At 62.7% G+C, this 26,258-nt stretch carries 29 protein-coding genes and 5 pseudogenes; 14 read left to right on the top strand and 20 right to left on the bottom strand.

Annotation, left to right across the window (positions count from 1 at the left end):
* Positions 1–177: 177 nt before the first annotated feature.
* Positions 178–612: pseudogene (locus ACFFDA_RS08635) on the top strand (FMN-binding glutamate synthase family protein); the annotation flags it as partial.
* On the opposite strand, the pseudogene ACFFDA_RS08630 reads toward ACFFDA_RS08635, so the two are convergent.
* Positions 598–918: pseudogene (locus ACFFDA_RS08630) on the bottom strand (IS110 family transposase); the annotation flags it as partial. The pseudogenes ACFFDA_RS08635 and ACFFDA_RS08630 overlap by 15 nt on opposite strands.
* 69 nt (positions 919–987) lie before the next feature.
* Between ACFFDA_RS08630 and ACFFDA_RS08625 the strand changes: the two are divergent.
* The 4 genes and pseudogenes from ACFFDA_RS08625 to ACFFDA_RS08610 all read left to right on the top strand — a co-directional run.
* Positions 988–1,241 (top strand): annotated as a pseudogene (locus ACFFDA_RS08625) (transposase); the annotation flags it as partial.
* A gap of 96 nt (positions 1,242–1,337) precedes the next feature.
* A complete protein-coding gene (gene istA, locus ACFFDA_RS08620; RefSeq protein ID WP_404478707.1) occupies positions 1,338–2,891 on the top strand; it encodes an IS21 family transposase in 1,554 nt (517 codons plus the stop codon).
* Positions 2,892–2,906: 15 nt separating this feature from the next.
* Positions 2,907–3,684, top strand: a pseudogene (gene istB / locus ACFFDA_RS08615) (IS21-like element helper ATPase IstB).
* Between the two features lie 107 nt (positions 3,685–3,791).
* Positions 3,792–4,877: pseudogene (locus ACFFDA_RS08610) on the top strand (IS1182 family transposase); the annotation flags it as partial.
* A gap of 198 nt (positions 4,878–5,075) precedes the next feature.
* Here the strand turns inward: ACFFDA_RS08610 and ACFFDA_RS08605 are convergent.
* Positions 5,076–6,137 carry an SDR family oxidoreductase gene (locus ACFFDA_RS08605; RefSeq protein ID WP_404478706.1) on the bottom strand — a complete coding sequence of 354 codons (1,062 nt, stop codon included), beginning with the start codon at positions 6,135–6,137 and terminating at the stop codon, positions 5,076–5,078.
* Between the two features lie 91 nt (positions 6,138–6,228).
* Here ACFFDA_RS08605 and ACFFDA_RS08600 point away from each other — a divergent pair, with 91 nt between their 5' ends.
* Complete coding sequence (locus tag ACFFDA_RS08600; protein WP_404478705.1) at positions 6,229–6,609, top strand: winged helix-turn-helix transcriptional regulator; 381 nt, start codon at positions 6,229–6,231, stop codon at positions 6,607–6,609.
* Positions 6,610–6,811: 202 nt separating this feature from the next.
* Here ACFFDA_RS08600 and ACFFDA_RS08595 read toward each other — a convergent pair whose 3' ends face one another.
* The 4 genes from ACFFDA_RS08595 to groES form a co-directional block, all read right to left on the bottom strand.
* Entirely contained in the window at positions 6,812–7,402 is a 591-nt protein-coding gene (locus ACFFDA_RS08595) for a PIN domain-containing protein (RefSeq protein WP_404478704.1), read from the bottom strand.
* A 3-nt stretch (positions 7,403–7,405) separates the two neighbouring features.
* Positions 7,406–7,864, bottom strand: coding sequence for an excisionase family DNA-binding protein (locus ACFFDA_RS08590; protein ID WP_404478703.1), 459 nt, complete (start codon positions 7,862–7,864; stop codon positions 7,406–7,408).
* 611 nt (positions 7,865–8,475) lie between these two features.
* Positions 8,476–10,095 carry a chaperonin GroEL gene (gene groL / locus ACFFDA_RS08585; RefSeq protein WP_404478702.1) on the bottom strand — a complete coding sequence of 540 codons (1,620 nt, stop codon included), beginning with the start codon at positions 10,093–10,095 and terminating at the stop codon, positions 8,476–8,478.
* A 55-nt stretch (positions 10,096–10,150) separates the two neighbouring features.
* Positions 10,151–10,465 (bottom strand): co-chaperone GroES, encoded by a 315-nt coding sequence (gene groES / locus ACFFDA_RS08580; protein ID WP_404478701.1) that lies wholly within the window; start codon positions 10,463–10,465, stop codon positions 10,151–10,153.
* Positions 10,466–10,737: 272 nt separating this feature from the next.
* Here groES and ACFFDA_RS08575 point away from each other — a divergent pair, with 272 nt between their 5' ends.
* Genes ACFFDA_RS08575 through ACFFDA_RS08565 form a run of 3 tightly spaced genes read left to right on the top strand, consistent with a single transcriptional unit; the run spans position 10,738 to position 11,596 of the window.
* The gene (locus ACFFDA_RS08575; protein ID WP_404478700.1) at positions 10,738–10,974 is read left to right on the top strand and encodes a hypothetical protein; all 237 of its coding nucleotides are present in this window, start codon (positions 10,738–10,740) and stop codon (positions 10,972–10,974) included.
* Positions 10,971–11,240: an usg protein gene (locus ACFFDA_RS08570; protein WP_404478699.1), complete on the top strand. Its 270-nt coding sequence runs from the start codon at positions 10,971–10,973 to the stop codon at positions 11,238–11,240. Before ACFFDA_RS08575 ends, ACFFDA_RS08570 begins: the two co-directional genes overlap by 4 nt.
* Positions 11,237–11,596: a hypothetical protein gene (locus tag ACFFDA_RS08565; protein ID WP_404478698.1), complete on the top strand. Its 360-nt coding sequence runs from the start codon at positions 11,237–11,239 to the stop codon at positions 11,594–11,596. Before ACFFDA_RS08570 ends, ACFFDA_RS08565 begins: the two co-directional genes overlap by 4 nt.
* Before the next feature lie 8 nt (positions 11,597–11,604).
* Here ACFFDA_RS08565 and ACFFDA_RS08560 read toward each other — a convergent pair whose 3' ends face one another.
* The 6 genes from ACFFDA_RS08560 to ACFFDA_RS08535 all read right to left on the bottom strand — a co-directional run bounded on the left by ACFFDA_RS08560 (position 11,605) and on the right by ACFFDA_RS08535 (position 15,181).
* Entirely contained in the window at positions 11,605–12,231 is a 627-nt protein-coding gene (locus tag ACFFDA_RS08560; RefSeq protein ID WP_404478697.1) for a MarC family protein, read from the bottom strand.
* Between the two features lie 101 nt (positions 12,232–12,332).
* A complete protein-coding gene (locus ACFFDA_RS08555) occupies positions 12,333–12,881 on the bottom strand; it encodes a hypothetical protein (RefSeq protein ID WP_404478696.1) in 549 nt (182 codons plus the stop codon).
* A gap of 16 nt (positions 12,882–12,897) precedes the next feature.
* Entirely contained in the window at positions 12,898–13,299 is a 402-nt protein-coding gene (locus ACFFDA_RS08550; RefSeq protein ID WP_404478695.1) for an NADH dehydrogenase ubiquinone Fe-S protein 4, read from the bottom strand.
* Positions 13,300–13,393: 94 nt separating this feature from the next.
* A complete protein-coding gene (locus ACFFDA_RS08545; RefSeq protein ID WP_404478694.1) occupies positions 13,394–13,915 on the bottom strand; it encodes an Hsp20/alpha crystallin family protein in 522 nt (173 codons plus the stop codon).
* Positions 13,916–13,998: 83 nt separating this feature from the next.
* Positions 13,999–14,475 carry an Hsp20 family protein gene (locus ACFFDA_RS08540; RefSeq protein ID WP_404478767.1) on the bottom strand — a complete coding sequence of 159 codons (477 nt, stop codon included), beginning with the start codon at positions 14,473–14,475 and terminating at the stop codon, positions 13,999–14,001.
* A gap of 325 nt (positions 14,476–14,800) precedes the next feature.
* Positions 14,801–15,181, bottom strand: a complete 381-nt coding sequence (locus ACFFDA_RS08535; protein WP_404478766.1) for a TetR/AcrR family transcriptional regulator C-terminal domain-containing protein — start codon at positions 15,179–15,181, stop codon at positions 14,801–14,803.
* 417 nt (positions 15,182–15,598) lie between these two features.
* On the opposite strand from ACFFDA_RS08535, the gene ACFFDA_RS08530 reads away from it, so the two are divergent.
* Entirely contained in the window at positions 15,599–16,345 is a 747-nt protein-coding gene (locus ACFFDA_RS08530; protein WP_404478693.1) for an SDR family NAD(P)-dependent oxidoreductase, read from the top strand.
* 112 nt (positions 16,346–16,457) lie between these two features.
* On the opposite strand, the gene ACFFDA_RS08525 is transcribed toward ACFFDA_RS08530, so the two are convergent.
* The 4 genes from ACFFDA_RS08525 to ACFFDA_RS08510 form a co-directional block, all read right to left on the bottom strand.
* Positions 16,458–16,736, bottom strand: coding sequence for a hypothetical protein (locus tag ACFFDA_RS08525; protein WP_404478692.1), 279 nt, complete (start codon positions 16,734–16,736; stop codon positions 16,458–16,460).
* Complete coding sequence (locus ACFFDA_RS08520) at positions 16,733–16,996, bottom strand: hypothetical protein (RefSeq protein WP_404478691.1); 264 nt, start codon at positions 16,994–16,996, stop codon at positions 16,733–16,735. The genes ACFFDA_RS08525 and ACFFDA_RS08520 overlap by 4 nt, the downstream gene beginning before the upstream one ends.
* Before the next feature lie 359 nt (positions 16,997–17,355).
* Complete coding sequence (locus ACFFDA_RS08515; protein ID WP_404478690.1) at positions 17,356–18,363, bottom strand: FecR family protein; 1,008 nt, start codon at positions 18,361–18,363, stop codon at positions 17,356–17,358.
* Positions 18,364–18,396: 33 nt separating this feature from the next.
* Complete coding sequence (locus ACFFDA_RS08510) at positions 18,397–18,927, bottom strand: RNA polymerase sigma factor (protein WP_404478689.1); 531 nt, start codon at positions 18,925–18,927, stop codon at positions 18,397–18,399.
* Positions 18,928–19,049: 122 nt separating this feature from the next.
* Here ACFFDA_RS08510 and ACFFDA_RS08505 point away from each other — a divergent pair, with 122 nt between their 5' ends.
* Together ACFFDA_RS08505 and ACFFDA_RS08500 are read left to right on the top strand one after the other, a co-directional pair.
* Positions 19,050–20,210, top strand: a complete 1,161-nt coding sequence (locus ACFFDA_RS08505; RefSeq protein WP_404478688.1) for an IS110 family transposase — start codon at positions 19,050–19,052, stop codon at positions 20,208–20,210.
* A gap of 932 nt (positions 20,211–21,142) precedes the next feature.
* Positions 21,143–21,643 (top strand): hypothetical protein, encoded by a 501-nt coding sequence (locus ACFFDA_RS08500; protein WP_404478687.1) that lies wholly within the window; start codon positions 21,143–21,145, stop codon positions 21,641–21,643.
* 68 nt (positions 21,644–21,711) lie between these two features.
* Here ACFFDA_RS08500 and ACFFDA_RS08495 read toward each other — a convergent pair whose 3' ends face one another.
* The 4 genes from ACFFDA_RS08495 to ACFFDA_RS08480 form a co-directional block, all read right to left on the bottom strand.
* Complete coding sequence (locus ACFFDA_RS08495; protein ID WP_404478686.1) at positions 21,712–22,083, bottom strand: MarR family transcriptional regulator; 372 nt, start codon at positions 22,081–22,083, stop codon at positions 21,712–21,714.
* A gap of 116 nt (positions 22,084–22,199) precedes the next feature.
* The gene (locus ACFFDA_RS08490; RefSeq protein ID WP_404478685.1) at positions 22,200–22,643 is read right to left on the bottom strand and encodes a hypothetical protein; all 444 of its coding nucleotides are present in this window, start codon (positions 22,641–22,643) and stop codon (positions 22,200–22,202) included.
* A gap of 11 nt (positions 22,644–22,654) precedes the next feature.
* Positions 22,655–22,993 (bottom strand): hypothetical protein, encoded by a 339-nt coding sequence (locus ACFFDA_RS08485; RefSeq protein ID WP_404478684.1) that lies wholly within the window; start codon positions 22,991–22,993, stop codon positions 22,655–22,657.
* Positions 22,994–23,079: 86 nt separating this feature from the next.
* On the bottom strand, positions 23,080–23,667 hold the full coding sequence (locus tag ACFFDA_RS08480) for a helix-turn-helix transcriptional regulator (RefSeq protein WP_404478683.1): 588 nt from the start codon (positions 23,665–23,667) through the stop codon (positions 23,080–23,082).
* Between the two features lie 1,605 nt (positions 23,668–25,272).
* On the opposite strand from ACFFDA_RS08480, the gene ACFFDA_RS08475 reads away from it, so the two are divergent.
* Both ACFFDA_RS08475 and ACFFDA_RS08470 read left to right on the top strand, forming a co-directional pair.
* Positions 25,273–25,623 carry an antitoxin Xre/MbcA/ParS toxin-binding domain-containing protein gene (locus tag ACFFDA_RS08475; RefSeq protein WP_404478682.1) on the top strand — a complete coding sequence of 117 codons (351 nt, stop codon included), beginning with the start codon at positions 25,273–25,275 and terminating at the stop codon, positions 25,621–25,623.
* Positions 25,624–25,631: 8 nt separating this feature from the next.
* The gene (locus ACFFDA_RS08470) at positions 25,632–26,132 is read left to right on the top strand and encodes an RES family NAD+ phosphorylase (protein WP_404478681.1); all 501 of its coding nucleotides are present in this window, start codon (positions 25,632–25,634) and stop codon (positions 26,130–26,132) included.
* Positions 26,133–26,258: the final 126 nt, after the last annotated feature.

The following is a 26,258-nucleotide window of genomic DNA, read 5'->3' as shown; positions in this document are numbered from 1 at the left end:
AACACCCGCGGCTGCTCGCGCTTTTCCGCTGTGATCGTGGGATACACGCGGGAAACAACGGATGACGACAAAGGGCGAGGCGGTCGTGAGGGCGCGGACGGAAATGATGGAGGCGGCAGGCTGCGCACCGCATGAGGTCGCGGCCCTATCGCAAGATGGCGGTCGGATGGCGGATCGATGGCTGTGAGGCGCAGTTCGGGGCTCGCAGCCGCATTGACGCGCGATCACGCATTGTCGCGCAATCTCTTTCTGCTGGCGGGACTGGCGGCAACTGCCGTGGCGATCATCGTCGGCCTGCGTCACCCGGCTGCGTTCTGGTTGCTGCTGCTGAGCATTCCCACGCTGGCGGTGTCGCTGCTCGACCTGATCCAGATGCAGCACTCGCTGCGGCGGAACTATCCCGCTTCCGCCCGGTTCCGCTGGTTCTTCGAGTGGCTGCGCCCGTTCGTGCGATCCTACATCGTCGAGAGCGATCTCGATGGCCGCCCCTTCAGCCAAGATGAGCGCGCTCTGGTCTATGCGCGGGCAAAGGGTGATGTTGCGGCGCATCCCTTCGGCACCGAACTGGACGTCTATTCCGACGAGTACGAGTGGCTGGCGCACAGCATCGCGCTGCGCAGCCTCGCAGATCGCCTCGGCATCAGCCATGTCGTTCTTCTGTCGCTTCACGAACGGCTTCACGTACGCAGGCGCGATCAGCTTCACATCGTGACCGAGCCGCCCAATCTCACGCGCCCAATGATGCGCGCCGCCGCACGCCTCCATAGCGACCGTGCAACGGGGCAGCTCAGCGAAGAAGCCAAGTAACTGCTCACGCCGGAGCTTCTTCCGCATAACCACCGCGCCATCGCGATCTGCGCCATGCACCTGAAAAACGTGTTTGGCCAAATCCAGCCCGACTGTGATAATCTGTTCCACGGACGCCTCCTTGTTGGTGCAACACCACCATTCTGGCACATAGATGCCGCCGGGGGCGTCCACCCCATCAACCTGTCGAGCCACAAGCGCGCATCGGTGCAGGTGCTCATCGAGGCCGCAGGCGCAACCCTGCGCTTTCTCTCGCCTACAGCCCCGACTTCAACCCGATCGAGAAAGCGTTCTCCCGCCTCAAGGCCATGCTCCGTAAAGCGGGCGAGCGTACCGTCAGTGGCCTGTGGAGCTTGATCGGCAAACTCGTCGATATCTTCCAGCCTCAGGAATGCGCCAACTACTTCAGATCATGTGGCTACGAACCAGAATGATCGAAATCCCCTCTAAGTCCCGGACAGTTTGTGCGGTTGGTCATTGGGTGCGCCGGTTTGGCATGAACGTCCCCGCAAGCGGAGCTTGGAGGGACCATGCCGAGACGGAATCAACCGAGACGAGCGGACGTGAAGGACATCAGATCGATATTGCGGCTGACCCATGAGAGTGGGCTCTCGGTGTGCGAAGTGTCGGAGCGGCTTGGGCTGAGCAAGTCGACCGTGTCGACTTACCTGCTGCGGGCGCGTGAGGCGGGGCTGGACAGTTGGCCGATGCCAGATGGCGGCGGCGATGACGCCGCGCTGGAGCGCAAACTCTTCCGGCAAATGGGACGGCCGCCGCGGGATACGAGCGAGCCGGACTGTCAACTGGTCTCCCGTGAGATGAAGCGCAAAAGCGTGACGCTGCTGTTGTTGTGGCAGGAATACCGCGAGGCTCATCCCGACGGCTTTGGCTACACCTGGTTCTGTGACAAGTTCGGCGCGCACGAGAAGCGCGCCCACCCGACCTATCGGCATCGGCATGCCGCCGGTGCGGTGATGCAGACTGATTACGCCGGTCAAACGATCCCGTTGATCGACCCCAGCACCGGCGAGATCCACCAAGCACAGCTGTTCGTCGCGGTGCTTGGGGCCTCGAGCTACACCTTTGCGGTGGCGAGCCTGCACCAGCGGCTGCCTGACTGGATTGAGGGCCAGGTCCGGGCGCTGGAGTACTTCGGCGGAGTGCCCGCTTCCATTGTCTGCGACAATCTCAAGGCGGGGGTGGTCAAGGCGCTATGGTTCGAACCGACCCTGACTACGACCTTTGCCGCGATGGCAGAGCATTACGACACGACGGTCCTGCCGAGCCGGCCGGCGAAGCCGAGGGACAAGGGGAAGATCGAGGGCGCGGTGCTGATCGCGGAAAGGTGGATCATCGCGCGCTTGCGCAATCGGCAGTTCTTCGACCTGGCGGTGCTCAATGCCGAGATCGGCCACTTGCTCGAAGTTCTCAATGGCAAGACGATGCGTCACGTCGGTCGTTCGCGCCGCGAGCTGTTCGACGAGATCGAGCGCGCGGCGCTCAAGGCGCTGCCGGTTACCCCGTTCGAATACGCTGAATGGAAGAGCGCCAAGGTTCATCCCGATTACCACGTTGCCGTCGACCGCAACTTTTACTCGGTTCCGCATGGTCTGATCGGCCGCAAGGTCGATGTGCGGCTGACCCAGCGGGTGGTTGAGATCTTCCAGGATCACAAACGGGTCGCCAGCCATGTTCGCAGTTCGCAGCGCGGGTTCCACATCAGCGTCAACGCCCATATGCCCAAGGCTCACCAGCGTTATGCCGACCGGACGCCGGCATCGCTGATCGAGCGCGCGGCCAGGATGGGCACCAACGTGGCGGTCATGGTCGAGCGCATGATGCGTGATCGGCGCCATCCCGAGCAGGGTTATCGCTCGGCGATGGGCATCCTCTCGCTAGGGCGCGGCTATGGCCATGTCCGTCTCGATGCGGCCTGTGACCGCGCGCTGGCAATCGAGGTCACCACATATGCCTCGGTCCTCTCGATCCTCAAATCCGGGCTGGATCAGGCCAGTCCTGCCCAAGAACCGATCCGGTCAGCTCCATCGCACGGCAACATCCGCGGTGGGGTCTACTATCAGTGAAAGGAAGCGACGATCATGCTGACACACCCCATGTTGGACCAGATGCAGACGCTGGGGCTCGCCGGGATGGCGAGTGCTTACCGTGAACTTGCCGAACAGGCGGGAAGCGAAGGGCTCGCCCGGGACGAATGGCTCGGGCTGATGCTCGATCGGGAGATGGCGATGCGCTGTGACAAGCGGCTCGCCAACCGGCTTACGGCCGCGCGACTACGAATTCAGCGACGCCTGTATCGAGAACATTGACTTCGCCGCGCACCGCAAGCTGGATCGCCGCAGCGTCCTGGCGCTTGCGCAGGGCGACTGGCTCAAGGCGCATGAACATCTAATCATTACAGGGCCAACCGGTACGGGGAAAACCTGGTTGGGGTGTGCGTTCGCCCGTCAGGCAGCCCGGCTCGACTACTCGGTACTCTACGTTCGCATGCCCCGACTGTTCGAAGATCTGGCAATGGCCCGGCTCGACGGCCGCTTCCCGCGCCTGATCGACAAGCTCACCCGCATCCAACTGCTCGTGCTCGACGACTGGGGCAGCCATGGGCTGACCGAGCAGCAGCGCGGCGATCTGCTTGAAATCTTCGAGGAGCGCTACAAGCGTAAATCCACCTTGATTACGGCTCAGTTACCGGTCGCTCAGTGGCACGAAATGATCGGTGCCCCCACGATCGCTGACGCCATCCTCGACCGCCTGGTACACAATGCCCACCGCATAACACTCGAAGGCGACAGCATGCGCAAAACTCGACCCGCGCCCCTCTTGACCGACATAGAGAAAGCCGAAATCATAACCGCCTGAACCACAACAAGGCACCTATGACCAAACTGCGCCGACTGTCCGGGACTTAGCGAAACGCCTGTCCGCGATTTTGTGAAACGGCTGTCCAGAACTTCTGAAATACGCACCGGGCGGTCTGCAGCCAGTTTGTGATGCTGTGCCGGCAGTTGAGCCTTTTCGGACAGGCAACGGTCGCGATCGATGGCAGCAAGTTCAAAGCGGTGAACAATCGGGATCGCAACTACACAGAACACAAAGCGATCAAGCGGATCGAACAGGTCGAGGCCAGCATCGAGCGCTACCTTGCCGCACTCGACCGTGCTGATCGTGAGACAAGCGACGTCGCGCAGGCACGGGTTGAGCAAATCCGGGAGAAGATCGCTGGCTTGCGCGGGCAGATGCGGTTCCTGAAGGAGATGGCCGCACAAGTCGAAGCGGCGCCCGATCATCAGGTATCGCTGACCGATCCGGATGCCAGGTCCATGAACAGCAGCGGTCGAGGTACTGAAATCGTCGGCTACAATTTGCAGGCAGCGGTGGATGCCGAACACCACCTCATTGTCGCGCATGAAGTGGTGAACGAGGGCAACGACCGGGCGCAACTCGCGCCAATGAGCCGGCTAGCCCAGGCAGCCATCGCCGAACCTGAAATCACCGTCCTCGCGGATCGCGGTTATATGAACGGCGAACAGGTGCTGGAATGCGAAGGCACCGGCATTTTACCCTGCGTACCCAGAACCGACACATCCGGCAAAGCCCAGCGCGGCTTATTCACCAAGGCTGACTTCGTGTACGATGCCGACAACGACCATTATACCTGCCCGGCAGGGGAACATCTGACCAAGGCGCGTGCACGGTCCGATCATCACGGCGACATTGATCACTACCGCAACCTGAGCGCCTGCCAGAGCTGCGTTCTACGACCGCGCTGCACCACTGAATACGTGAAGCGGGTCAAACGGTGGAAGCATGAGGCGGTCATCGATGCCATGCAAAAGCGGCTCGACCTATTACCCAATGCCATGGGCATCCGTCGCCGGACCGTCGAGCATGTCTTTGGCACCCTCAAATCCTGGATGGGCAGCACGCATTTTCTGACCACGACCCTAAAAAACGTCAGAACCGAGATGAGTTTGTGCGTGCTGGCCTACAACATGAAGCGGATGATCCAAATCATGGGCGTCCAGCCCCTCATCGCCGCGATCCGGACCTGATCGCGAAGCGCGCCTTCAGCAATACCTTGCCCAGCCACCATCTCACCAAAACCTGCCGCCTTCGCCGCCCCGCGTTTTTACACAGCCTCGGTCGCGACCTGCCGAACAGGAGCATCCGCACCGTGGCATCAGCTTTGGCGGCTGAGCAGCCGACAAGGGTCGCCGCCTGCCGGAAACTCGGACTGATCTCGCAGCCCTTCACGGGATCAGTCTATTAGTGCGTAGTCGCTTGAACAGGGCAAAGAACGCATCGGCGGTGGGTTGGTAACCGGTGAAACCAAGGCGCCGGCTTTTGGACATGTCTGTCACGACCTCGATGGGACGGCCCAGATCGGCATCAGTATGCCAGGGTGAAGCGAGGCGCGAGAGTTCCGGTTCCGCTAGTCCCTCGTGGGTCGCAATCTCGCGCCACAGTGCAACATCACCCGCCATTTGCTGCTCTAGCGGCCGAATTGTGCCATCGAATGGCGCGGCCTCGATACCGAACCAGTCAGCGATGCGAGCCCACATCCATTGCCAGCGAAAGATGTCACCATTGACCACATTGAAGGCCTCATCATGTGCAGCCTCGGTTTCCGTCGCCCACAGCAAGTGATGCGCAAGTTGACTGGCGTCGGTCATGTCGGTGAGCCCCGACCACTGCGCAGCGGAACCTGGGAAGGTGAACGGCCGCCCCGTCTGGCGGCATAGCGTCGCATAGACCGCCAGCGTAGTGCCCATGTTCATCGCGTTGCCCACAGCCAAACCGATCACGGTGTGCGGACGGTGTACGCTCCAAGTGAAGCCATCGCGCGCAGCTGCGACGAAAACCTCGTCCTCCTGAGCATAATAGAAATTCTCGACGTCGAGGCGCTCCTGTTCTTCGCGGAACGGGGTCTGGGGCAGCGTGCCCTTTCCATAAGCCTCGAATGGCCCGAGATAGTGCTTCAGACCGGTGACCAGCGCGACGTGACGCGGACGCTGGGGCTTAGGGAGGCCATCCAGCAGGTTGCGGACCATGGCCGAATTGACGCGGATGTTCTCCGCTTCGCTGTCCTGCCGGAGCCAGGTCGTAATAAATACGGCATCCGGATTAATGTTGCGCAGCGCCTCGGCGGTCGCGGCGGCATCCTGCAGATCCGCTGCAACCGGCTGGACGCCTGCCAGATCGGTGGGCCGTCGCGCCAGGCCATGCACCGCCCAGCCGTGTTCGACCAAGAGTTGAGCCGTCGCGCCGCCGACGATGCCGCTAGCGCCCACCACCAATGCCGTTTTCGTCATGAACATCTCCTTGTCCCATCCGAGCTAGGCATTGTCGTGTGCTGGGTCTAGACGGCACCATTCACGACCCCAGGCACCAAAAGGTAACCACATGCAGCCCGGAACATCAGACCATGAATGGCGAGAGGATTGCGCGCCCCGCCGTGTGCTGGAACTGTTCGCCACCAAATGGACCAGTATGGTCCTGCACACGCTCCACGCCCGTCATGACGGACATGCACGCACTGGCGTACTGCTGCGCAGCCTGCCCGGCATCTCGAAGAAAATGCTGACGCAGACTGTACGCGACATGGAGGCGAGCGGGTTGATCAGCCGCCATGTTCAGAGCGCCATTCCGCCGATGGTGGAGTATCGCCTGACGGATCTTGGCCGACGCTTCGTCGAGCCGGTCGAACTTCTATATGGCTGGGGCCGAGACAATGCTGACGTACTGGACCAACTGGTTCCCCGCCCCAGCTCGCGGCGTCCCTAGCTAAACGGACAAGTTTACGCTCAGTCGATCCGCCTTTCGTTTCGAAGGAGTGGCCATTCTGTCGCGAGTAGGCGTTGAACGGGGCTCTCATGAACGACGCATAGCGGTCGACACCTGTCAGGATTGCCGACCGTCCGCAGCTAGGGATCGAAATTTCACGGCTGAGCGACCGATAAGGGTCGGAGATGTTTGAAGCGGGCCTTTAGATCGAGCTAAGGTGGGGAGTGAGGACCGAAGCAGTTTCAAGCAGCCCGTTGGCTTCCAACGCCCGCAGAATATCTTCAGGGGACATTTCAGGTCGCTTCAGGCGCTCCCGCATTTTCCGGATGGCGGCGATCGCCCGTCCCTCATCAAGGGCAACGGTGTCGGCGATGAAGTCGTCGGCGCTTCGCGCCTCGATGTTGAGCTTGCTGAGGATGGCCGCTGGAAAATCTTTTAGATTCTCGGTGACGAGGGCTTGGGCTTGCGTTTTGACGGCAGCGGCGATGACGTGTTCGTCCCCAGGGTCGGGTAAGCCAAACTGGGCGCTACCAATCAGCTTGAAGTCTTCAACCATGGCTTCCGGAAAGGCCATCTGCATGGCCTTTACCGCTCGCGCCCCTCTCGCCTCAGGATCGTCGAGATCGCGCTCTCGCGCCATCTTGATCAGGGCTGCTTTGGTCTCGTTCAGAATGGGCTCTGACCAGCGGATGCGGAAAAATTCGGCTTCGGCAAGCGACAGCAGCAAGTTGCGCCGCCAGACACTGGCGAGCGTACAGGCATCAATGAGGGCAGTGTAGCGGTTTGCGAACACGGTTCAAACTAAGTCCGCATCGCCGCTAATGAGTTCGTCGAGGGCCCGCGAACGCTCATCATCGCGCTGCGCCTTGTAGCGGAACACGTCATCGGCCCGGATACGGCGATGTCGTCCTATCAGAGTGTAAGGCATGGCCTCCTGCTCAAGCAGCTTGATTAGGTATGGACGTGATACATTGAGGAGGTCGGCGGCTTGCTGTGTCGTCAGCATTTCCTGGATCGGTACAAGTGTCACCGCACTGCCGCTGCCGATATGGCGCAGCAATTCAAGAAACAGGTCAGACATGGCGGGAGTGAGAGTGATTTCGACCGGCCTCTTCGATTCCGGCTCCCGTACACGCAAGGTTGCTTCTCCCGACTTTTGAGCAGCAAGCATGCGACGAAGCTGGTTAGCGATCTGACGGTCATCAGCCGACGGCATATGGCCGCCGAACGGCTCTGAATGCGAAGGCAACGTCATTGGAACTCTCCGTGGTTGACCAATCCAGTAGCGCATATTCGAAATAAACGCAACGAAAATTGGTTCCCTTGGAAAGGGGTTAACCTTCCGATCGGCCGTCAAATCCGCTGGTGCCGGTCGCCGGGCCCTATAAAGCGCTCCACGGGGAAAGCTGCCTGGCCGCTCCTGGGCAACGAGATTTAGACCCGGAGCGACCGATAAGGGTCGACACCGGAAGGCAGGGCCTGGGACGAAGCCGCCATCCGCAGAGACTTCGCCGAATGGCTGATTCAATCAAGAGCTGCCATTCGCAAGCGTCCCGAAAGGTTGGTGAAACGAGAAAGTCGCTAAGCCACGGCTGCTAGGCATGCCGTTAGGGCGGTGAAGGCGCTCGCTAGGAGACGGCTCCTGGGCGACGGGCTTTGGTGCCCGTTGAGGCTTTGGAATTAATTACGGCCTCTGCAGTGCGGAACTTAGTTACAAGGTTCGGTTAGTCGGCCTGGAGGGGGAAGTAGGCCGCCTGAACCGCCAATCCGACCTGGGGTCAAGCGCTCGGCAACTGCACTATCGAAACATCGAGATCAGGTCATGCCGGAGAGACCGGAGGCCCGGCGTACCGGGCCTCCCATCAATCAATAATCCATCGCCGGCATCGGCGCGGATTTCTCCTCCTTCGGCACCTCGGCGACGAGCGCCTCGGTGGTGATGAGGAGCGAGGCGACCGAGGCGGCGTCCTGCAGCGCCGTGCGCACCACTTTAGCCGGATCGATCACGCCCGCCTGGACGAGATCCTGATACTCAGCGGTGGCGGCGTTGAAGCCCCAGTTATAGTCGGAACTTTCGAGCAGCTTGCCGACGATGTAGGCGCCGTCCTCACCGGCATTCTCGGCGATCTGCCGCGCCGGTGCGCGCAGCGCCCGGCGGATGATGTCGATGCCGGACTGCTGATCGTCATTGGCGGCTTTCAGACCGTCGAGCGCCTTGATCGCGCGAAGCAGCGCGATGCCGCCGCCGGGCAGGATGCCTTCTTCGACCGCGGCGCGGGTCGCATGGAGCGCGTCGTCGACACGGTCCTTCTTCTCTTTGACCTCGACCTCGGTCGCGCCGCCGACCCGGATCACCGCCACGCCGCCAGCGAGCTTGGCGACGCGCTCCTGCAACTTCTCACGGTCATAGTCGGATATGGTGGTCTCGATCTGCTGGCGCAGTTGCGCGACGCGGCTGTCGATATCGGTCTTCTGCCCCACGCCGTCGATGATGGTCGTGTTGTCCTTGTCGATCACGACCTTCTTGGCCCGGCCGAGCATGTTGATCGTGACATTCTCGAGCTTGATGCCGAGATCCTCCGAGACGGTGTTGCCGCCGGTCAGGATGGCGATATCCTCGAGCATCGCCTTGCGGCGATCGCCGAAGCCCGGCGCCTTGACCGCGGCAATCTTCAGCCCGCCGCGCAGCTTGTTGACCACGAGCGTCGCCAGCGCTTCGCCCTCGACATCCTCGGCGATGATCAGCAACGGCCGGCCGGACTGGACGACCTTCTCGAGCAGCGGCACCAGCGCCTGCAGGTTCGAGAGCTTCTTCTCGTGGATGAGGATGTAAGGATCGTCGAGCTCGACCTTGAGCTTCTCGGCATTGGTGATGAAGTAGGGCGACAGATAGCCCCGGTCGAACTGCATGCCCTCGACCGTCTCGAGTTCGGTCTCGAGGCTCTTGGCTTCTTCGACGGTGATCACGCCCTCGTTGCCGACCTTCTCCATCGCTTCGGCCAGGATGCGCCCGACCTCCTCGTCGCCGTTCGCCGAGATGGTCGCGACCTGCGCGATCTCACTGTTGGCGCCGACCTTCTTGGCGTGGGCTTCGAGGTCCTTGACGACCGCGCCGACGGCAAGGTCGATGCCGCGCTTGACGTCCATCGGGTTCATGCCGGCGGCGACGGCTTTCGAGCCCTCGCGCACGATCGCCTGGGCGAGAACGGTCGCGGTGGTGGTGCCGTCGCCCGCCTTGTCGTTCTGCTTGTTGGCGACCTCGCGCAACATCTGCGCGCCCATATTCTCGAACTTGTCGGCGAGCTCGATCTCCTTGGCGACGGTGACGCCGTCCTTGGTGATGCGGGGCGCCCCGAACGACTTCGCGATGACGACGTTGCGCCCCTTGGGACCCAGCGTCACCTTGACGGCGTTGGCCAGCGTATCGACGCCCCGCAGCATGCGGTCACGCGCGTCCGACGCGAACTTCACTTCCTTGGCAGCCATCTGCCTGCTCCTTTCTCAATTTCCTTCCTGATGGTTAGAGGGATGGCAGGCGGGCTCAGGCCGCCTGCTTTAGAGGCACGACATTGTCGATCACGCCAAGAATGTCGCTCTCCTTCATAATGAGCAGATCTTCGCCATCGATCTTGACCTCGGTGCCCGACCATTTGCCGAACAGGATGCGGTCGCCGGCCTTGACGGACAGTTCGACGAGCGCTCCGCTATCGTCGCGCGCGCCGGGGCCGACGGCCACGACTTCGCCTTCCTGCGGCTTTTCCTTGGCGGTGTCGGGAATGATGATGCCGCCCGAGGTTTTTTCCTCGGCTTCGATGCGGCGTACGACCACACGGTCGTGCAAGGGGCGGAAATGCATGCATAACCTCCAGATGCAAAACAGGTTGTGATGTCCCTGCCGTTCATCTGAACGACAGGTTCGCGTGAACTAGGAAAAGAGATTTTCGGGTTCAAGAGGGCAAAGGAAATTTTTTGGCACTCATCTCCCCAGAGTGCCAAATCCAGCCCTTTTCAGCGACATGGCCGACATCTTCTCTCTTGACGCGACTCAGACCAGCACCAAAATCTTGTGCCGCGTGCGGCACCGCCCACGCATGAGAAAGGAGCGACACAAGGAAAGGAGCCAAGACCATGTCGCAGCCATTTTCCCGTTTCCTGCACCCCTTCGACGTTGCGCACCATCCGAGCCTGGAGCCGGAGGTCAAACGCGCCATCCTCGCCTCCTGGGCATCCGACCGCTCGGCGGTGAAGGACCAGCCGGCGATGCGAAAGCCGCCCGGCGCCAAGCGCGCCGTCCCGATCGATGAGGTCTTCGCCGCGATGCGATCGCTCGATGAGCCACGGACTGACGGCCGACCGCTGCAATGAGCGATCGCGGCTTCATCGCGCAGTTGGAGGGCTATGGTCTCACCACAGCCGAGATCCATTATTACCGGTCCGATGCGCCGTCGCTTCTCCAGCTGTTCATCTGGCAGGAATATGATCTTGCGCCCGATTTCCCGGTGCTGTTCGATTTTCTCGACTATTGGCGGCGCGAGATCGAGGCCGCGCTCCATTCGGTCCGGATCGCCCATGGCCGGTCGATCGGACCCACCGAATGGCGCGCGGTCGATGGCATCATCCCGCTCCCATGACAAACGGTCTTGGCGAGCGCTGGCGCAGGCGAGGCGGACGGACGGTCCGCCTCGTCCTCGCCTTCGACGACATCATGGAATTCGCGCTCGCGCTGCTGTCGGTGCCGCCCGATGAGCTGGAAGCACTGGGCTGGAGCTTTGCCGACCGCAAGCGGCTCCTCGATCACTTCCTGCGATCCGGCAAAGCAGCCCAGCGCGTGCCCCGCGATGCGCTGGGGCAAAGCCTGATCACGCTGCGGCTGCCGCGGCGGGACTTGGCACCGCTCCAACGTTTCGCCCGCCGCGAACTGCCCAAGGCCGCTTCCAACGCCGCCATGCTCGACCGGGTGCTTCGGGTGCTCGACGACGCCGCATAGCGGCTGCCTCAGCCGGCAAGGAACGGCGCGGCTGCGAGACCGTCGAAGACGAACTGGACAGCAAGGCCAGCGAGAAGCACGCCAGATACGCGGCCGACGACATCGGCGCCGGTGCTCCCGAGCAACAGGACAAGGCGGTCAGCCGCGAGCATCGCGAGCCAAGTCAAAACGATACAAGCGACGATCATCGCGAGCACGGCGCCGCCCTCGAGCCAGTTCTCGGTACGGCCCATGACGAGCACGGCGGCCGAAAGGCTGCCAGGGCCTGCAATCAAGGGAAAGGCCAGCGGAAAGACCGCGATGTCGCCGGGCCCTTCAGCCTCCCGGCGCTCCCCCTCGCTGATCGACGAGAGTCCAGGACTCGAGAAGGTGAGCGTCAAGGCCTGAAGGAAAAGGAGCACGCCGCCCGCCACCCGGAACGCGGGCAGCGAGATGTGCAGGAGCGAAAGAACGACCCCGCCCGCCACCGCGAACAGCAGCAGCACGCTGGCGGCGATCGTGACCGAGCGCGCAGCGAGGCTGATCCGCTCGCTGCGGTGAATCCCGGCCGTCAGGCCGGCGAAGACCACCGCCGTCTCGATCGGACCGATCGTGACGAGCAGGGTGATGAAGGTGGAGAGGATGCTGGCTGACATGTGCACGGGTCAAGCAATGGAAAGCTCGCAAAGGGAGCGGCGCTTACGCCGCTCCCTTATGACTCAGATGGCTTCGAATGAGCGGCCGACAGCAGGCTGCGTCATGTGCGGCGCATTCCGTCGGTTCGGTTCGGGTGGGTGACAGTCGCCGACGGCGCTTCGCCGCAGTCACCGACGCTGTTCGATACGACCTTCGGTTGCTGCCCCGAGCCAAGCGAGGTGACTTGAACGCTGCGGCTGCAGGTGCTTCCCCCGTTGGTCGTCGAGACGAAGCTGTAGCTGACGGTCCCCGGAGGCAGGCTGCGCAACGCCGTCAGGTCGATCTTCCCGTCTCCGGCCATTGCCGGGAGCGGCAAGGCGCGGACCTGACGCATCATCAGGTCGCTCTGCCGGTCCATGTCGGCCGCAATCCGATCGACCAGCGCGAATGGGGCCGGCTCGAACGGATCGAGCCAGGCGATCGGTGCCACGCTGGAGGCAGGTGCGACCGTGACCTTGGGCGCGATATCTCCCTCATATTCTATGCGGGCGACCGTACCGTCAGGCAAGCCGACCTTCATCACATGGCTGCCATGGCTCGCCGCCAGCGCGGTACCGATGGCGGCGACCGCCGCCACGCCGGCCAGGACGGCTGTACGAATTTTTCGCATCAATCGTCTCCTCTGATCATGGTGAATGTGAAAATGCCTTTCCCCCGACGCCAGCCGCGCTTCCCGAGCGCAGGGCGCTTTCAATCGCGGCGGGATACCGGCTGCAGCATCGCGCGTGCGGACCGGTGGGCCAGCAGCAGAGCACCGGGGTCGGTTCCGCTGGCAGGCGACTGAAAATCGAGTGCTGGCGACCCAGCGCGCCATGGATCGAGAAGGCCAATCCCTGGCGCCGGCAGTAGTCCGCTGCGCTCTCCAGGCCGGAAAAGCGCAGCTCGATCGTCTCGAGCGGATCGCCGCCCCCGGTCCATCCGGTCAGGGGATCGGCCACCGGCCGCCAGCGCGGCGCGAAGCGCACCCGCCATTCTCCGCGCCTGCCGCGTCCGCCCTGGTTGGTCGCGCGCGGCACCGGGTCGATCACGGCCCGCGCATCTGGCGGAAGCGCGCTCGACGCGTCTGGCCCAGCGTGATTATCGTTGGCGAATGGCCCGGAACCGAAGTCCCGGGCCAGACCGTCAGGCCGCCTTGCCATTGATCGGGATGCGGCGGACATTTTCGTTCGCCGTCTCCGTCTTCGGCAGGGTGACCGTCAACACGCCGTTCCTGAAGGTTGCGGCGGCGTGGTCACGGTCGACCCCCTGAGGCAGCCCGATACGCCGTTCGAAGCGGCCGTAGCTGCGCTCGGTATAACCGCGGTCCTTGTCCTCGACTTCGGACCGCTTCTCGCCCCGGAGCGTAAGGGCACCGTCTTCGACAGTAATCTCCACGTCCTTCTCGTCGAGACCCGGCAGTTCGGCCGTGACGCGGATTTCCTTGTCCGTCTCGCCGAGCTCGACATGGGGCCAGCCTGCAGCGCGGTCGAACCCGGCCAATGCGGGTACGCCGAAGCCGCGGAAGACGTCGTCGAACAGCCGGTTGACCTCGCGGTGGAGCGAGAGCAGCGGGTGGGTATCACTGCCGCGGCCGCGCTCGGCGCTGACCGGGACGGGGAGCCGGTTTTCCTGCCGGCTCCAGGGAATGAGATCACGAAAAGCCATGATGGTCATCTCCTTTTCAGGCTGGAATGGACAAGGCCTGCCGGCCCGCCGAAAGCGGCGCCGGCAAACCCTTTGATCAGGGATCAGGCCGCTTCGCGGACCTCATCCTTGCGCGCTTCGATCTGATCGAAGGCAGCTTTGCCGCCAGCGATTTCGATCCGGCGCGGCTTCATCGCCTCGGGCACCACGCGCTTGAGCGCGATGCTCAGCAGGCCGTTCTCAAAGCGGGCATCGCCGGCTTCCACGAAGTCGGCAAGCTGGAAGCGCCGCTCGAACGCGCGAGCGGCAATGCCGCGATGCAGATATTCGCCCGGGCCGTTGTCCTCGGCACGCGTGCCGGTCACGGTGAGCAGATTCTGCTGGGCCACCACCTCGATGTCCTCGGGGCGGAAGCCGGCGACCGCCAGCGTGATGCGATAGCTGTCGTCGCCTTCTCTCAGAATGTCGAAGGGCGGATAGCCATCGTCTTCGCGCGTGCCCGCTTCGAGCAGGTTGAACAGCCGATCGAAGCCCACGGTCGAGCGCCGGTAAGGCGCAAAGTCAAAAGTAGTCGTTCTCATTTCCAAATCCTCCTGATTGAGCAATTCGGGCATGAGAAACGCCGGAGAGAGCCGGCGCTCTCAATGTCCACCGGACCCGGTTTTCAGCGTCCGGCGAGAAAAATCTAGGAAGCAGCGAACCGGTTTCAAGAGAGATTTTTGGGTTGCTTGCCGAGCGCGTTTTCTTGTCGGCTTTGGCCCAGTCAGGGCTCAGACGGCTTGCATTCTGGGCTCAGGCAATCGGTCGTGCGCCGCGCGTATGTCCGCTTCTGGCATAAGGAGGCATCGGCATCGAATTGAGCGAATGGCCGAAGGTGGTCGACTCCTGCCAGACGGTCGGGGGCACTCAGACTCTTTTCGCCGGGGTTAAGTCATCAGCAAGCGTCCGCCACTTGCTCCAGCCAGCCACGAAGAATTCGACAGCAGCGTGAGAGCGTTCTCGTGTATGGTTCGTGATCCCAGCTGGTTCGATACCCTGCGCTGCGCGGTCTAGCGCCTCTCCGGCGACCAGGCGGACGAACATGTCCGCGCCGAGCCTGATTGTCTCCGCAGTACGATCGTCATTCACCGCCAAGATCGCCGCGACCGCTTCACTGGCTTGCTGAAAAGGCCCGTCGACTGTCTGCGCCAGCCCCGGATGCCGCGCCGCATCAGCGATGATCATGCGGTAAAGCGCCAGGGCATCGGGCTCGAGCAACCAGTGCAGCAGGATATCGCACGCAGCCATCAATCGCTCCTCCAGCGGGCCGGGCGGGATGCGTGACAAATGCGGCAGCTTGGATCGCCGGGCAAGACGCTCAACGATAGCGACGAACAGATCGGCCTTGCTCGCTGCGCGTCGGTACAGTGTTCGCTTGGTCACCCCCGCCGCCCGCGCGATCGCTTCCATGCTGGCACCCCGGAACCCGGCATCAAGGAAGACCCGCATGGCAGCGTCCATCATCTCATCCTCAATGCGTCCCGCTGCTTCCAGCGACGGGCGCCCGGTCGGGCGAGGTGCCTCATCCTGATCCATGTTCTCGGTCGCCATCCCAATTTTGATTTTCGGAACCATCACCATAAAAGATACGGAACCGGATACTTTGTGCCGGGTTCCGTCACCGATACTCATAGCCGCGTTAATGCGGCCACGATCAAGGAGCTTATGATGCTGTTCAAGGACCGAGTTGCGATTGTCACCGGCGGGGCATCTGGTATCGGCGAAGCCGTCGTGAAGGACCTGCTGGCCGAAGGCGCGAAGGTCGTCATCGCCGATTTCGCTGAGCCAGCCGCAACGGCATTGGCTGATAGCTATGGCGCGGAACGTGCCTTGGCCTTCAAGGCCGACGTCAGCGACGCCGAGGCCGTGAAGGCCAGCATCGATTTCGCCGTCGAGAAGTTCGGCGGGCTGCATCTGGCGGTCAACAATGCGGGTATCGGAGCACCGTCGACCCCGCTTGCCGATATTGCCATCGATGACTGGCACCGCGTGATCGGCGTCGATCTGCACAGCGTATTCTACGGCATGAAGTACCAGATCCCGGCGATGCTCAAGTCCGGCGGCGGCGCCATCGTCAACATGGCCTCGATCCTCGGCGCCGCGGGCTGGGCTGGCTCAGCCGCCTATGTCACCTCGAAGCACGCGGTGGTCGGAATGACCAAGACGGCCGCCCTCGACTATGCAGGCCAAGGCATCCGCGTGAACGCCGTCGGTCCGGCTTTTGTGGAAACGCCGGCCCTGGGCAAGACGATGACGGACGACGAACGCTCGGTCCTGGCAGGCATGCATGCTTTCAAGCGCCTTGCCCGGCCTGAAGAAATCGCCGCGTTCACCAGCTTCCTGCTCTCGGACCGCGCATCCTTCATGACCGGAACCTACTACCCGGTCGACGGTGGCTATCTCGCTCGCTGACCGTGCGCCGAGGCAAATCTCGGTGACTTGAAAAAAGTGGGTGCGGCAGTGCGGATTGCCGCACCCACAACGCCATCAGGCAAGGGGCATTGCTGACGGCGCGACCTCTGGATCAGAGGTGCGTCAAGGCCAGCTGCAGCTGGTCCTCGGAATCGTTGCGGTTGACCGCCGCTGCCATTCGCTCCCACGCTTTCGGGTCGCCAAAATCGACACGCTCGATCGATAGGAGGTTGCGGGTGATCTCAACCTTCTCACACAACCGCTGAAGCACGGCAGGGAAGATGTCCCGCAGTTCGCGACAGTCTTCGCCCGTTGCTCCGTTGCGCTCGGCTTGATCGAACCGGTGCTGAGCAAGGGCGATCAGCGCGTCATCTGAAACGGGTGCGGTCATAGCGCCGACCAATCCAGCTCAGCGTCGTCCACAGCATCAAACATTTCCGGGTCTGCACCGGTATCACCGAGGCGCTTGCGCACGGCCTCAGGGTCACCGTTCTTCGGAAAGCCACGATCGGTTTTCGCGATGCCGGCAAGCTGACCGATGAAGCCGCCGCGCTCCCCCTGATCGAGAACCCATTGCCCGAACGATACCGCTTTCAATCCCTCGGAGCCGAGCAGGTGGGCGGGCCCGCCCATTTTCGACATATCGGTCATCGAGACTCACCCTCGTGTTGGATTGCCTATCTCTATATGTTCACTGTTCGTTCTTCAATATGGTTTTCGTGATGGGCATGGGAAAAACTGCGATGCCGCGCTGTGCAGCTATGCATTGTCCGGGCGACGTACCCCTCAACGGCAATCGGCCGTGATCGGCCATTGTGCCGGCATTGCCGGTCGCCTTGGAGGCGGTCGCCCGCTTATCCCGAGCCCTGGGGCCGCCTGCCGCGTCGTCATCAAGCGGGACGCAAGGACTGCAGTGCGATCAGGAAGAGAGCATTGAGTGGCTTCAAAGGCAGTCCCCGGTTCCGCCAGACGCCAATGGGCAGCCCACCATAACCGGGTGGCCTGGTGGCTCAGCGGCGTGTCCGCAGCACGATGCGGCCCGGCTCTGCATCGTCGATCTCGAGATTGAGGAAGCCTGCGAGCGCATCGGCGACCCGATGGATGTCGCGGATGTCGATGTCCGCTAGGACACGGCGCTCGCCCAGTGACGGATCGGCCAGTTCCAGTCTGGTCCGGCTGTAGGTGTTGGCCTCTGCGATGATTTCGTTCACCAGGGCGTCGTCGTAGCTCTTCGTGCCCTTCACCCACTGCCCGTCCGACACGCGTGCGATGTGCGGGGCAGGCGGTCCTGCCGAGTGGCCTGAAAGGACGAGAACCTCTCCGGCGCGCACAGGGATCGGCCGCGGGGCAGCATCCTCCGGCGCGCGTACGTCGAGACCACCCTCGATCGCGGCAATGCTGACGGTCCCGCGCATGCTGACGTCGAACACGCGGCCCGTGGGCTCGACCGTGAAGGCGCCAAGCCGGACGATCAGGGGGCGCTCGGGATCGGGCGCTGCGGTTATGCGTGCGCGGCCCCGCGCGATCTCGATCACCCGCTCGTCCTTCGAGAAGGCGACGCGGGCCTGTGTATCGGTATCGAGCACGAGCGAGGTGCCGTCGCCGAGTTCCTCGGTGCGGACTTCCCCGATCCGGGTGGTAAATATCTGTGCGCGTGCCTCGTCCACAAGCCCCGGCGCGCCCATGTCGAAAGTGTGGAGCGCGATCCAGGTGACCGCGCCCACTGGCACCAGGAGGCCAAGCGCGCTGAGTACCGGATAATCGTTCCAGATCCGAGAGAGCTTGCCCGGCTCTTTGGGACTGACCTTGCTCATCGACATGAGCGCGCTGGCCCGCGCGGCCGTATCGATTGTCTCCAGCAGGCCGAGATAGTATTCGCGCCGCACCGGCTTGCGCGCCAGCCAGTCCGCAAGGCCCTGGGCGTAAGTATCCGGCTCATCGAGCATCAGCATCACCCAGCGCTGCGCATCGGCGCGGTCCCGGCGTGTAATGCGCCGGCGGGTCAGAAAGGCCATCATCTCAGGCCTCCTCGGCGGTGCGGTTGACGTCGATCAGACGGATCGCTTGAGCATGTGCTTTTGCACCTTCCACAAGGGAAGGCCGCGCGCTTCGGCTATCTCGCGGTAGCTGTAACCCTCGACCCTGTTGAGCATGAAAATCTCCAGAGTTGTCGGATGAAGCTGGGAAAGGATCTCCTGCCATCGCGCCAGATCGCGCCGCGACTGAACTTCCCGAAACGGATCGAGGCCCGCCGGCGCGTCTAGCCCCGCATCGAGACTGGTGCTCGCACGCGACAACCGGGTCGAGCCGCGCTGCGTATGATCGCGCAGCAGGTTCGTCGCGATGCGCGTGAGATACGCCTGGGGAGTGTCGATCCGGCCCTGCGACGCTGTGGCGAAGCGTGAGAAAGTCTCCTGACTCAGTTCATCCGCATCCGCCCGGTTGCCCAGGTTGCGGAAGAAGAAACGAAGCAGCCGGGGACTTTCCCGGCGGTAGAAGGCGGCGAAACCGACGTCGTCGTCATGGGTCTCGCGCGCCGCATCCGAGGCAGCCTTGCGGCCGTCCGTCTCGCTCTGGCTCATGCGTCGCACCTATGTCCACTCGGGGCGACGGCCAAAAGCCGGGTGAGGTTTAGCTGAGGTCTTCTTTTCCTTCGACGGGGTGCATGATGCCGAGATCGATGTCGTGCGTGAAGGAGGAAGTAATGGCGAAGAAGATCATGAATCCCGCTTTCCTGGCGCTGAACGAGGCGGCAGAGGCGGACCCCGCCCGCGGGCGCGTCTGGATTGGCCTTGATGTCGGCCTTCGATCGACGGCGGTCTGCGTCGTCGATAGCGACGGCAAAGTCGTGCACCAATGTTCCATGAAGACAAGCGCGACCGAGATGGGCCGCTACTTCAGCAAGAACTTCAGAACGAACATCGTAATGATCGGGCTGGAGTCTGGGTCCATGGCGACGCATCTGACCACCAGCCTGAGACGGCTCGGCTATCGTGTTACCATGCTAGATGCGCTTCAGTGCAAGCGGGTGTTGTCGATCAAACGCAACAAGACCGACGTCAACGACGCGCGCGGCATTGCCGAGATCACGCGGACTGGTCGGGAATATCTGACCGAGGTCTATGTGAAGAGCGCGGCCTGCTTCGAGATCAGGGCGCAGATCATCATGCGTCATCGCCTCGTTCAACAGCGCGTCGAGACCGAAGCCATGATCCGGGGCCTGTTGCGCGTCTATGGCGGTCGCGTCGAACCTGGAGCGCAATCCTCCGCGACATTCCGCGAACGGGTAATGCAGCAGTTGCTCATCATCCAGGATCAGGAGGGCATCAACATGCGGCCACGCATCCTGCCGATCCTCAAGCTGTGCGAGGAGTTCAGAACCGAAGCCGATCGCATCGAAGCTGAACTGGAAATGCTGGCGAAAGAGCATCCGGTATGCAGGCGCTTCCTGGAAATCCCCGGCGTCGGCGCGATAACCGCTTTGTCTTTCTACACCGTAATCGAGGATCCAACCCGGTTCCGGCGCTGCGACGACGTTGCCGCCTACCTCGGCCTCACGCCGAAGATCAGCCAGTCCGGTGAGATGCTGCACAAGGGGCCGATCAGCAAGATGGGCAACCGGCTGACGCGCACGCATCTGGTCGGTGCCGCCACGGTCATCATGTCCGCGACCAAAACCTTCAGTTCGCTAAAGGACTGGGGCGTCCGGCTGTCGAAGAAGGTCGGCTACAACAAGGCGAAGGTCGCCGTCGCCCGCAAACTTGCCGTCATCATGTTCGGTATCTGGCGCGACGGCACACACTTCCAGTTCAAGACCGAGACCGTCGAGCCGCATCGACAGATGATGCAGGCGGCGCGGGTCTGACGAAATCCATCCGCCTGGACGCGGATGGCACGATCCTCCCGGGAGGCGAAGGGACCGGAGACTTCGGTTTACCAACTTAGGGCAGCAATGACCCTGTGCCTGGTTGATGAAGTTCCACCCTTCGATACGGACTGACCTTAATGCGGCGTGCGATCCACCGGCCACCAAGCCGCCGCACGACCCCGGAGAGAGTGTTGCACCTCGGGTTGATCGATGCTTGCCGTCCAGGCCTTGAAGAGGAAACGAGATCATGCTCTGATCATACTTGTCGAGCGTCTCTCCCTGCCGAGGGACCTCAGCTAGAGAGTTCGAAACCTGATCAACGAACAGGCGCATGCGCCTTTACCGGCGGGCCGGCTGGACATGCGCGCATGCCACCCGGCCTCCAGAAACTGGTGACCGAGCAACGTTGATTGGGGTTTCGACGCCCCGCTCCCGCGTATCTCGGGAGCGCGTTCACTTTCGCTTGCCGGGGCGCTTTAGGCAACCCTGAAGGCGTGATTATCTGCCAATTTGAGAACGATAGTGACAGCGGCGCGACACCGGGCCGGCAAGTGATGGCGGCGTGGCTGCGGGCGTCGCTGCGGGTTGCGGGGTGTAGCCGATGGCCGGGATGGTATCGGCGGACGGCTGCCCGCTGGGGCGGGCACCGCGCTCTGCCTGCGCGGCGCTGGCGCGCCGCTCCGCTCGGGCCCGGCTGCGCCGGTCCCGATCCTTCGGGCGACGATCGCTGCCGCGGTGGCTGGTGGAGGTCGGCGAAAGGCGGCGCTCGGGGAAAGCTCGCGCGAAGCGCATTTTGGCGACAAGGCGACACCACTCATGGTGTCGGCGGCGATCTCACGGCGTCCCGGCGGCGGTCAGGAAGGGAAGGGGGGAGCACGGAGAGGGCGAGCGGATGCTTGCCCAGTGACCCTCTCACGTGGAGCCGACCTATGTCTTTTGATGTATTCTTTGCCCGTTTGCGCGCCGTCGTCGCGGGAGTGCTGCCGTTCCGGGGCAGGGTGCCCATCGATCCCGACCCTCGGATCGAGGCGATGCGCGCCTGGATGGCCGATGCCGTCCCGCTGACTGACCCCTCGAATGCCGTGTCCCTTGCGCAAGCCTCGCTGCGTTACACGCCCGGGATAACGATCGATTTCGACGAGACATGCTGGCGCCAGACCCCGGCAGGCATTGAAGTGCGCGCCTGGTGTCTGGTGCCGCGCAGCACGCTCGGTGCGAAGTCCTGGCCCAGTCCGGTTCTTGGCCAAGTGCTGCCCGGCCTTCCCGAGCGCACCCGGCTGGTCCTTGCCCTTCATCTCAAATACGGCATGGCGTCGCACGAGATTGCCTCGCGGTTCGGGATCGGCCGCAGGCAGATCCGCCGCGACCTGTTGGCCGGGGTGCGGGCGGTTGCATCGCACACCGAAGTGCGTCCGCACCGGGGAGACTGACCAGAGTGCTGCCGCCCTTGCGCTGGCGGCAAAGCGCGTCGCCTTTGCCGCCAGCGTCATCGCCGTGATCAGACGGCCCTCGGATTCAGGATGACGATAAAGCTGTCGAGCAGTGCGTCGAGCGTTGTATTGCCCGCCGCCGTCATCTCGATGCCGATGCGGCGGCGGTCGCCGTCCCCCGATCGCCGTACCACCAGGCCTTGCTTCTCCAGATCGCCGACCTTGCGATGGGCGGTCGAGAAAGGGGTATGGGCCGCCATGCATAGAGCCCAGATGTATACCTCTCGCCCTTCGCTTTGCGCGGTGTAAAGGTCTGCCAGCATGTCGAGGCAGGGCGCAGGGCTGAACGTCTCGCCAAGCAGCTGGTGGGCCGCCCTGCGCATTGCGATGAGCTTGCGGCACATATCCAGGCGCCTGGCAGATGTGATGGGATCGGTCATGGACGGGTTCCTCGGTTGGCGCATGCCATTGGGTGCCCCTCTCGGTCTTACTCTGGCAGCGGATGTGCTGCCCTCTTTGCTTTCCTGCCGCGTGAATGATCACGCGGCGGCAAGGTTCAGGCCTTCCATGGCGGGTCCGGTTCTCCGGTTCTTTCCCTCCAACGGTGGCGGAAAGTGCCGCCAAGCAGCAGGATCAGCGAGATCCAGCTCCACAAAGCCTGGGCGCGCAGGTAGCCGATCGGCACGCTTCTGGGCGCAAGCGCGCTCATGATGTGCACGACCGTCTCGGCGAGGATCATGGCCGCAACCCAGATCGGCCAGAACCGGGTACTGCGGACCGCAAGCCAGGTGATCACGCCGAGCATGGCGAGATCGACCAAAAGGATTCCGCCTTCCGCATGGATGAAACGCGATCGCGGCGCATGTACCGCGCATGCCGAAAGCAGCGATCCTGCGAGCATGGTGGCTGCGCCGATGCGCTCGGGCCTGCCACCCCTGATCACGGCGTAAAGGCTCGTCGCAACCAGGAGTGCCAGAAAGACAAGATGGCGGCTGGGCATCTCGAGCGCGGTCAGGCTGCGCGCAGCTGACCGCCGGGGCTGCGAAGCGTATCTTCCTTGATGAGATCGCCAAAGGCCATTTCACCAAGGCCGATCACGCTGCTCGCCTCCTTGAGGCTGGCATGCGTGGCGATGATCTCCGCGCGCGTCTGTGCAACGAGCACGATCGCGGAGGCGGACCGCGCCAGCGCTTCCTGGCCGACGCTGGCGGCGAGGTTGGCGTCCAGACGGGCCAGCGGCAGCGCGGCATTGAGCTCCGCGATGCGGGCGGCGGCGATATCGAGGGCGGCCTCGGCGGCGAACAGACGCTGTGCGACGTCGGTGGCGATTTTCTGACGATGGGCGCGCATGGGGTCTCCTTTCCCGCGGCATGAAGCGGCGGAAGTGTGATTGTCGGGATCGATGTCGGGCGGTCGTGATCTCACTGTCGCGCAGGCTACGGCTGGGAAAGACTACCGAAGGCGTCGAGCAGCGTCACGGCCGAGCCTGCGGCTACCAGGGCGGCCGCAGAAAGGATGGCGATCGAGATCAGTGTGGATCGAGTGTCGAGGTCATTGCCCTGTCTCCTGTAGGATCGCAGTGCCGACAGCGTAACCGTCAGGTCCATTGGACCTGGCGCATGCTCATGTCCGGCCGTACTGCCCGGTCTGCCAGGCGGCCCGGCAGGTTCATCCTGCAGCACGGGCCCGGCAGCTTCGGGTCCAATAGGTCCGATCTGGACGATAGGGTCGAGGGGTAAAGAAAGGGCGCCCAATAATTGCCCCCCCTTGCAATTGCGTCCGAGCCCGGCCTCGTATGCCGCAACCAGCCGCGCTCCCTCGCGCCTTGGCAGGTTCCCAAGAATTCGGCGTGCCTCAAGAATGTGCTTCTCGACCCGGCTGGGTGAAATGCCTAGGGCTTTGGCAATAGCTTTGCCGCTGTGCCCCTGATCCGCGAGCAGCATGCATTCGCGCTGTCGGATCGTCAAAAGTGCCAGACGTTCGCGATACTTCTCGACGTCTGGCGCATGGCCGATGTTTATCACCGCAGCCAGTCCCTCCTGTCTACCCCGCCGGACCGGGGTGTCCGTCGATGGTTGATCACAATGTCACGGAACTGTCACATGAAAGCAATGATGCAGTGCACAAATGAGGATAGACCAGCTGCGTTGCGGACTTCCGATGTGTTCGCCCCTCAATGATGGAAGGCCATGAGATCGGGGCGACCGTGTACATGACGTCCCGAAAGTCCCTTGTGTGGCCGGCAGGGTTAATCGTTGCCGATGGTGGGCCATCATCGCTACGCCGAAGGACAAACGATTTTGCGCGGACCAGCTTAGCCGGCCCCCAACGCCAAATTGAAGGACGCGTGCTGCTCATCGCTGTTGCCGCCGTTTGGCTTTGCAGGCGGCGCCTTGCCGAAAAGTGGCCCCGTGATTCCAGAACACATCGGCAAAGCTGACGCCGGGAACGGCCTCGAAGCGCTTACTCGCCGAGGCCAAGGCGGCAAAGCGTCGAGGAGAGTCGGCGGTCGGATCATATGGCTCTGCGCGCCCTGCGCGAGCAGGTGCAGCAGATCGGCGATCCTCTAACCATGCGTTGGGGTCTGGCGCGGTGCGTCGGGAAATGGCGAAACGCCGGGATACGGGTCCGCCGCAAACAGCGAGCGTGCTGGACCGGACGTCAGTTCCTCGCACTTGGTCACACTGGACATGGCCCCCAGATGCCGCGCACGACGATATCGGTCCGCATGGTAAGGGCGCCGCTCATCGCCGCGTATACCCGGACCGATTGTATTCCCCCGTCGTCCATCTGGCGATCGACAGGCAGAGACAAGGCAAGAGATAAGGTTCGTGAAGCGCGGCTCTGCAAGAGACCGGGCGGCCATACGCCTCGCAGCCTCAAGTCCTTATCTCTGCTGAAGGGATGACAGGCACAAATGCGCCGATGCCGCACGAGCGAAGCGTATGCCGACCGATCCGCGTCAGGGGGGTAGTGTGGGAACGAACGCATTGCTCTGCCGCTGCGACTATCTTCCCAGTGCGGGTCCGGCAGTGGCAAGCGGCCCGCGAACCGGGCTGTCAGTGGCTGCCGCCCAAGGTTTCAGTATTGTCGAGGCGGCCAGGCATTGCATTTGCCCTCTCGCTGTCAGAGCGGGCGATCGCAGAATGACCGCCTGTGGAAGCGTCGCGATCGCTCCGCCGGGCGAGCCACTCCCCGAGAGATACCTTCCCAAGACCGCCGCGCGCGCCGACCAGATCGGCAGGTCCACCCAGTTTGATAAGGCGTGGCAAGGGTTAGAGACTCGCACCGATTGCAGAAGCACCCAGGGTATCGGCTCGCGGCACACACGGCAATGAAAAGGGTTCTGGACAAAGCGCGGCCAATGCACCCAATCCCAATTTGGTATTTATGCCCCACGGCATCGGGAACGTACCTGTCGGCACACGAATTGGCCCATCGATACGATTCAATTCCACATACGGAAACCCGCGCTACCGTCGATAGCCGCTCACGATAGAACTGCAGCTCCGATATTCGTATGGGGCATCCAGGCCCGCGGCTGTGAACGGACGAATGGAGAGCTCCATCTTGATTGTCGCAAATTATGACGCTATTGTGCGTCAAAATTGCTGTAACAGGAAAATGCCATGGGATTGCTCGAATTCGCCGATCACGGTCTTTTCGTACCGAGCAAGATCGCTTTGGCGTTGCGCACTACCAGCGAGGAGGTGGCTCGGTCGGCGGGCCTTGGCCGCGATTCCGTGCAGCGCAAGGACCGTGTCCGGTCCGCCAGGACGCAGCGGCGTCTGAGGGAAATGATCGAGGTTGTGACGAAGACGACCCCACGTTTCGGATCGTCGCTGATCGCCTACGCATGGTATCGTTCGGAGCCGCTTCCCGGTTTTTCGGGACAGACGGCCATGCAGCTTGTTCAGGGCGGCCGGGCAAACGAGGTGCTGGAGTACATCGATGCGGTAGATGCGGGTGTATATGCCTGATCGTACCGGTGAGATATGAAGGCAAGCTCTACCGAGCGTTGAATCCAGTCTTTGCCCGCGAGCCTTTGTCAGGGCGTGGCGCTGCGCTGTACGGTGGACGTTTCAATCCCCGTGGGACCCCGGCACTCTACCTTGCCACCTCTCTCCACACGGCCATCCGGGAGGCAAACCAGGTAGGGGATCTGCAGCCGACGACGATTGTCGCCTATGACTGTGCCATCGACAATCTGCTCGACACCCGCGATAGCCTGGAACTCGCAAAGCTCGGGATGACGCCTACCGATCTGGCTGATCCGGGCTGGCGGGATCAAATGCACAGACTTGGAAAGTCCAGAACGCAAATCTTCGCGCACAGCCTCATCGCTTCCGGATTCAACGGTTTGCTCGTTCGCAGCTTTGCCCGTGGCGCCGACGACGATCATCTCAATCTCGTGCTTTGGAAATGGAATGACGGACCGGAATCGCAGATTACACTCATCGACGACCAGGGACGTCTGGGCACGAACTGAGGGGCCGAGCCTGAGGCCATTCAGGGCGTTCAAACAGCACGTCGCGCGGTGGAATGGCGCCGGGCGGAATGAACACGAAAGGCTCGGCGTTCACCTTGCCGCATCCACGGCACTGCTGCTGGGGTC

This window comes from Novosphingobium sp. BL-52-GroH (genome assembly GCF_044813085.1).
In the GTDB taxonomy this organism is placed as follows: Bacteria; Pseudomonadota; Alphaproteobacteria; order Sphingomonadales; family Sphingomonadaceae; genus Novosphingobium.
The sequence above is the reverse complement of the archived record's forward strand: the minus strand, read 5'-3'. Positions and strand labels throughout refer to the sequence as shown.

What these genes read in the sequence shown, in the direction of transcription:
- istA (WP_404478707.1), top strand. Translation starts at nt 1,338, where the DNA reads ATGCCGAGACGGAATCAACCGAGACGAGCGGACGTGAAGGACATCAGA.
- ACFFDA_RS08605 (WP_404478706.1), bottom strand. Translation starts at nt 6,137, where the DNA reads ATGACGAAAACGGCATTGGTGGTGGGCGCTAGCGGCATCGTCGGCGGC.
- ACFFDA_RS08600 (WP_404478705.1), top strand. Translation starts at nt 6,229, where the DNA reads ATGCAGCCCGGAACATCAGACCATGAATGGCGAGAGGATTGCGCGCCC.
- ACFFDA_RS08590 (WP_404478703.1), bottom strand. Translation starts at nt 7,864, where the DNA reads ATGACGTTGCCTTCGCATTCAGAGCCGTTCGGCGGCCATATGCCGTCG.
- groL (WP_404478702.1), bottom strand. Translation starts at nt 10,095, where the DNA reads ATGGCTGCCAAGGAAGTGAAGTTCGCGTCGGACGCGCGTGACCGCATG.
- groES (WP_404478701.1), bottom strand. Translation starts at nt 10,465, where the DNA reads ATGCATTTCCGCCCCTTGCACGACCGTGTGGTCGTACGCCGCATCGAA.
- ACFFDA_RS08575 (WP_404478700.1), top strand. Translation starts at nt 10,738, where the DNA reads ATGTCGCAGCCATTTTCCCGTTTCCTGCACCCCTTCGACGTTGCGCAC.
- ACFFDA_RS08570 (WP_404478699.1), top strand. Translation starts at nt 10,971, where the DNA reads ATGAGCGATCGCGGCTTCATCGCGCAGTTGGAGGGCTATGGTCTCACC.
- ACFFDA_RS08565 (WP_404478698.1), top strand. Translation starts at nt 11,237, where the DNA reads ATGACAAACGGTCTTGGCGAGCGCTGGCGCAGGCGAGGCGGACGGACG.
- ACFFDA_RS08560 (WP_404478697.1), bottom strand. Translation starts at nt 12,231, where the DNA reads ATGTCAGCCAGCATCCTCTCCACCTTCATCACCCTGCTCGTCACGATC.
- ACFFDA_RS08555 (WP_404478696.1), bottom strand. Translation starts at nt 12,881, where the DNA reads ATGCGAAAAATTCGTACAGCCGTCCTGGCCGGCGTGGCGGCGGTCGCC.
- ACFFDA_RS08545 (WP_404478694.1), bottom strand. Translation starts at nt 13,915, where the DNA reads ATGGCTTTTCGTGATCTCATTCCCTGGAGCCGGCAGGAAAACCGGCTC.
- ACFFDA_RS08540 (WP_404478767.1), bottom strand. Translation starts at nt 14,475, where the DNA reads ATGAGAACGACTACTTTTGACTTTGCGCCTTACCGGCGCTCGACCGTG.
- ACFFDA_RS08535 (WP_404478766.1), bottom strand. Translation starts at nt 15,181, where the DNA reads ATGGCTGCGTGCGATATCCTGCTGCACTGGTTGCTCGAGCCCGATGCC.
- ACFFDA_RS08530 (WP_404478693.1), top strand. Translation starts at nt 15,599, where the DNA reads ATGATGCTGTTCAAGGACCGAGTTGCGATTGTCACCGGCGGGGCATCT.
- ACFFDA_RS08525 (WP_404478692.1), bottom strand. Translation starts at nt 16,736, where the DNA reads ATGACCGCACCCGTTTCAGATGACGCGCTGATCGCCCTTGCTCAGCAC.
- ACFFDA_RS08520 (WP_404478691.1), bottom strand. Translation starts at nt 16,996, where the DNA reads ATGACCGATATGTCGAAAATGGGCGGGCCCGCCCACCTGCTCGGCTCC.
- ACFFDA_RS08515 (WP_404478690.1), bottom strand. Translation starts at nt 18,363, where the DNA reads ATGATGGCCTTTCTGACCCGCCGGCGCATTACACGCCGGGACCGCGCC.
- ACFFDA_RS08510 (WP_404478689.1), bottom strand. Translation starts at nt 18,927, where the DNA reads ATGAGCCAGAGCGAGACGGACGGCCGCAAGGCTGCCTCGGATGCGGCG.
- ACFFDA_RS08505 (WP_404478688.1), top strand. Translation starts at nt 19,050, where the DNA reads ATGGCGAAGAAGATCATGAATCCCGCTTTCCTGGCGCTGAACGAGGCG.
- ACFFDA_RS08500 (WP_404478687.1), top strand. Translation starts at nt 21,143, where the DNA reads ATGTCTTTTGATGTATTCTTTGCCCGTTTGCGCGCCGTCGTCGCGGGA.
- ACFFDA_RS08495 (WP_404478686.1), bottom strand. Translation starts at nt 22,083, where the DNA reads ATGACCGATCCCATCACATCTGCCAGGCGCCTGGATATGTGCCGCAAG.
- ACFFDA_RS08490 (WP_404478685.1), bottom strand. Translation starts at nt 22,643, where the DNA reads ATGCCCAGCCGCCATCTTGTCTTTCTGGCACTCCTGGTTGCGACGAGC.
- ACFFDA_RS08485 (WP_404478684.1), bottom strand. Translation starts at nt 22,993, where the DNA reads ATGCGCGCCCATCGTCAGAAAATCGCCACCGACGTCGCACAGCGTCTG.
- ACFFDA_RS08475 (WP_404478682.1), top strand. Translation starts at nt 25,273, where the DNA reads ATGGGATTGCTCGAATTCGCCGATCACGGTCTTTTCGTACCGAGCAAG.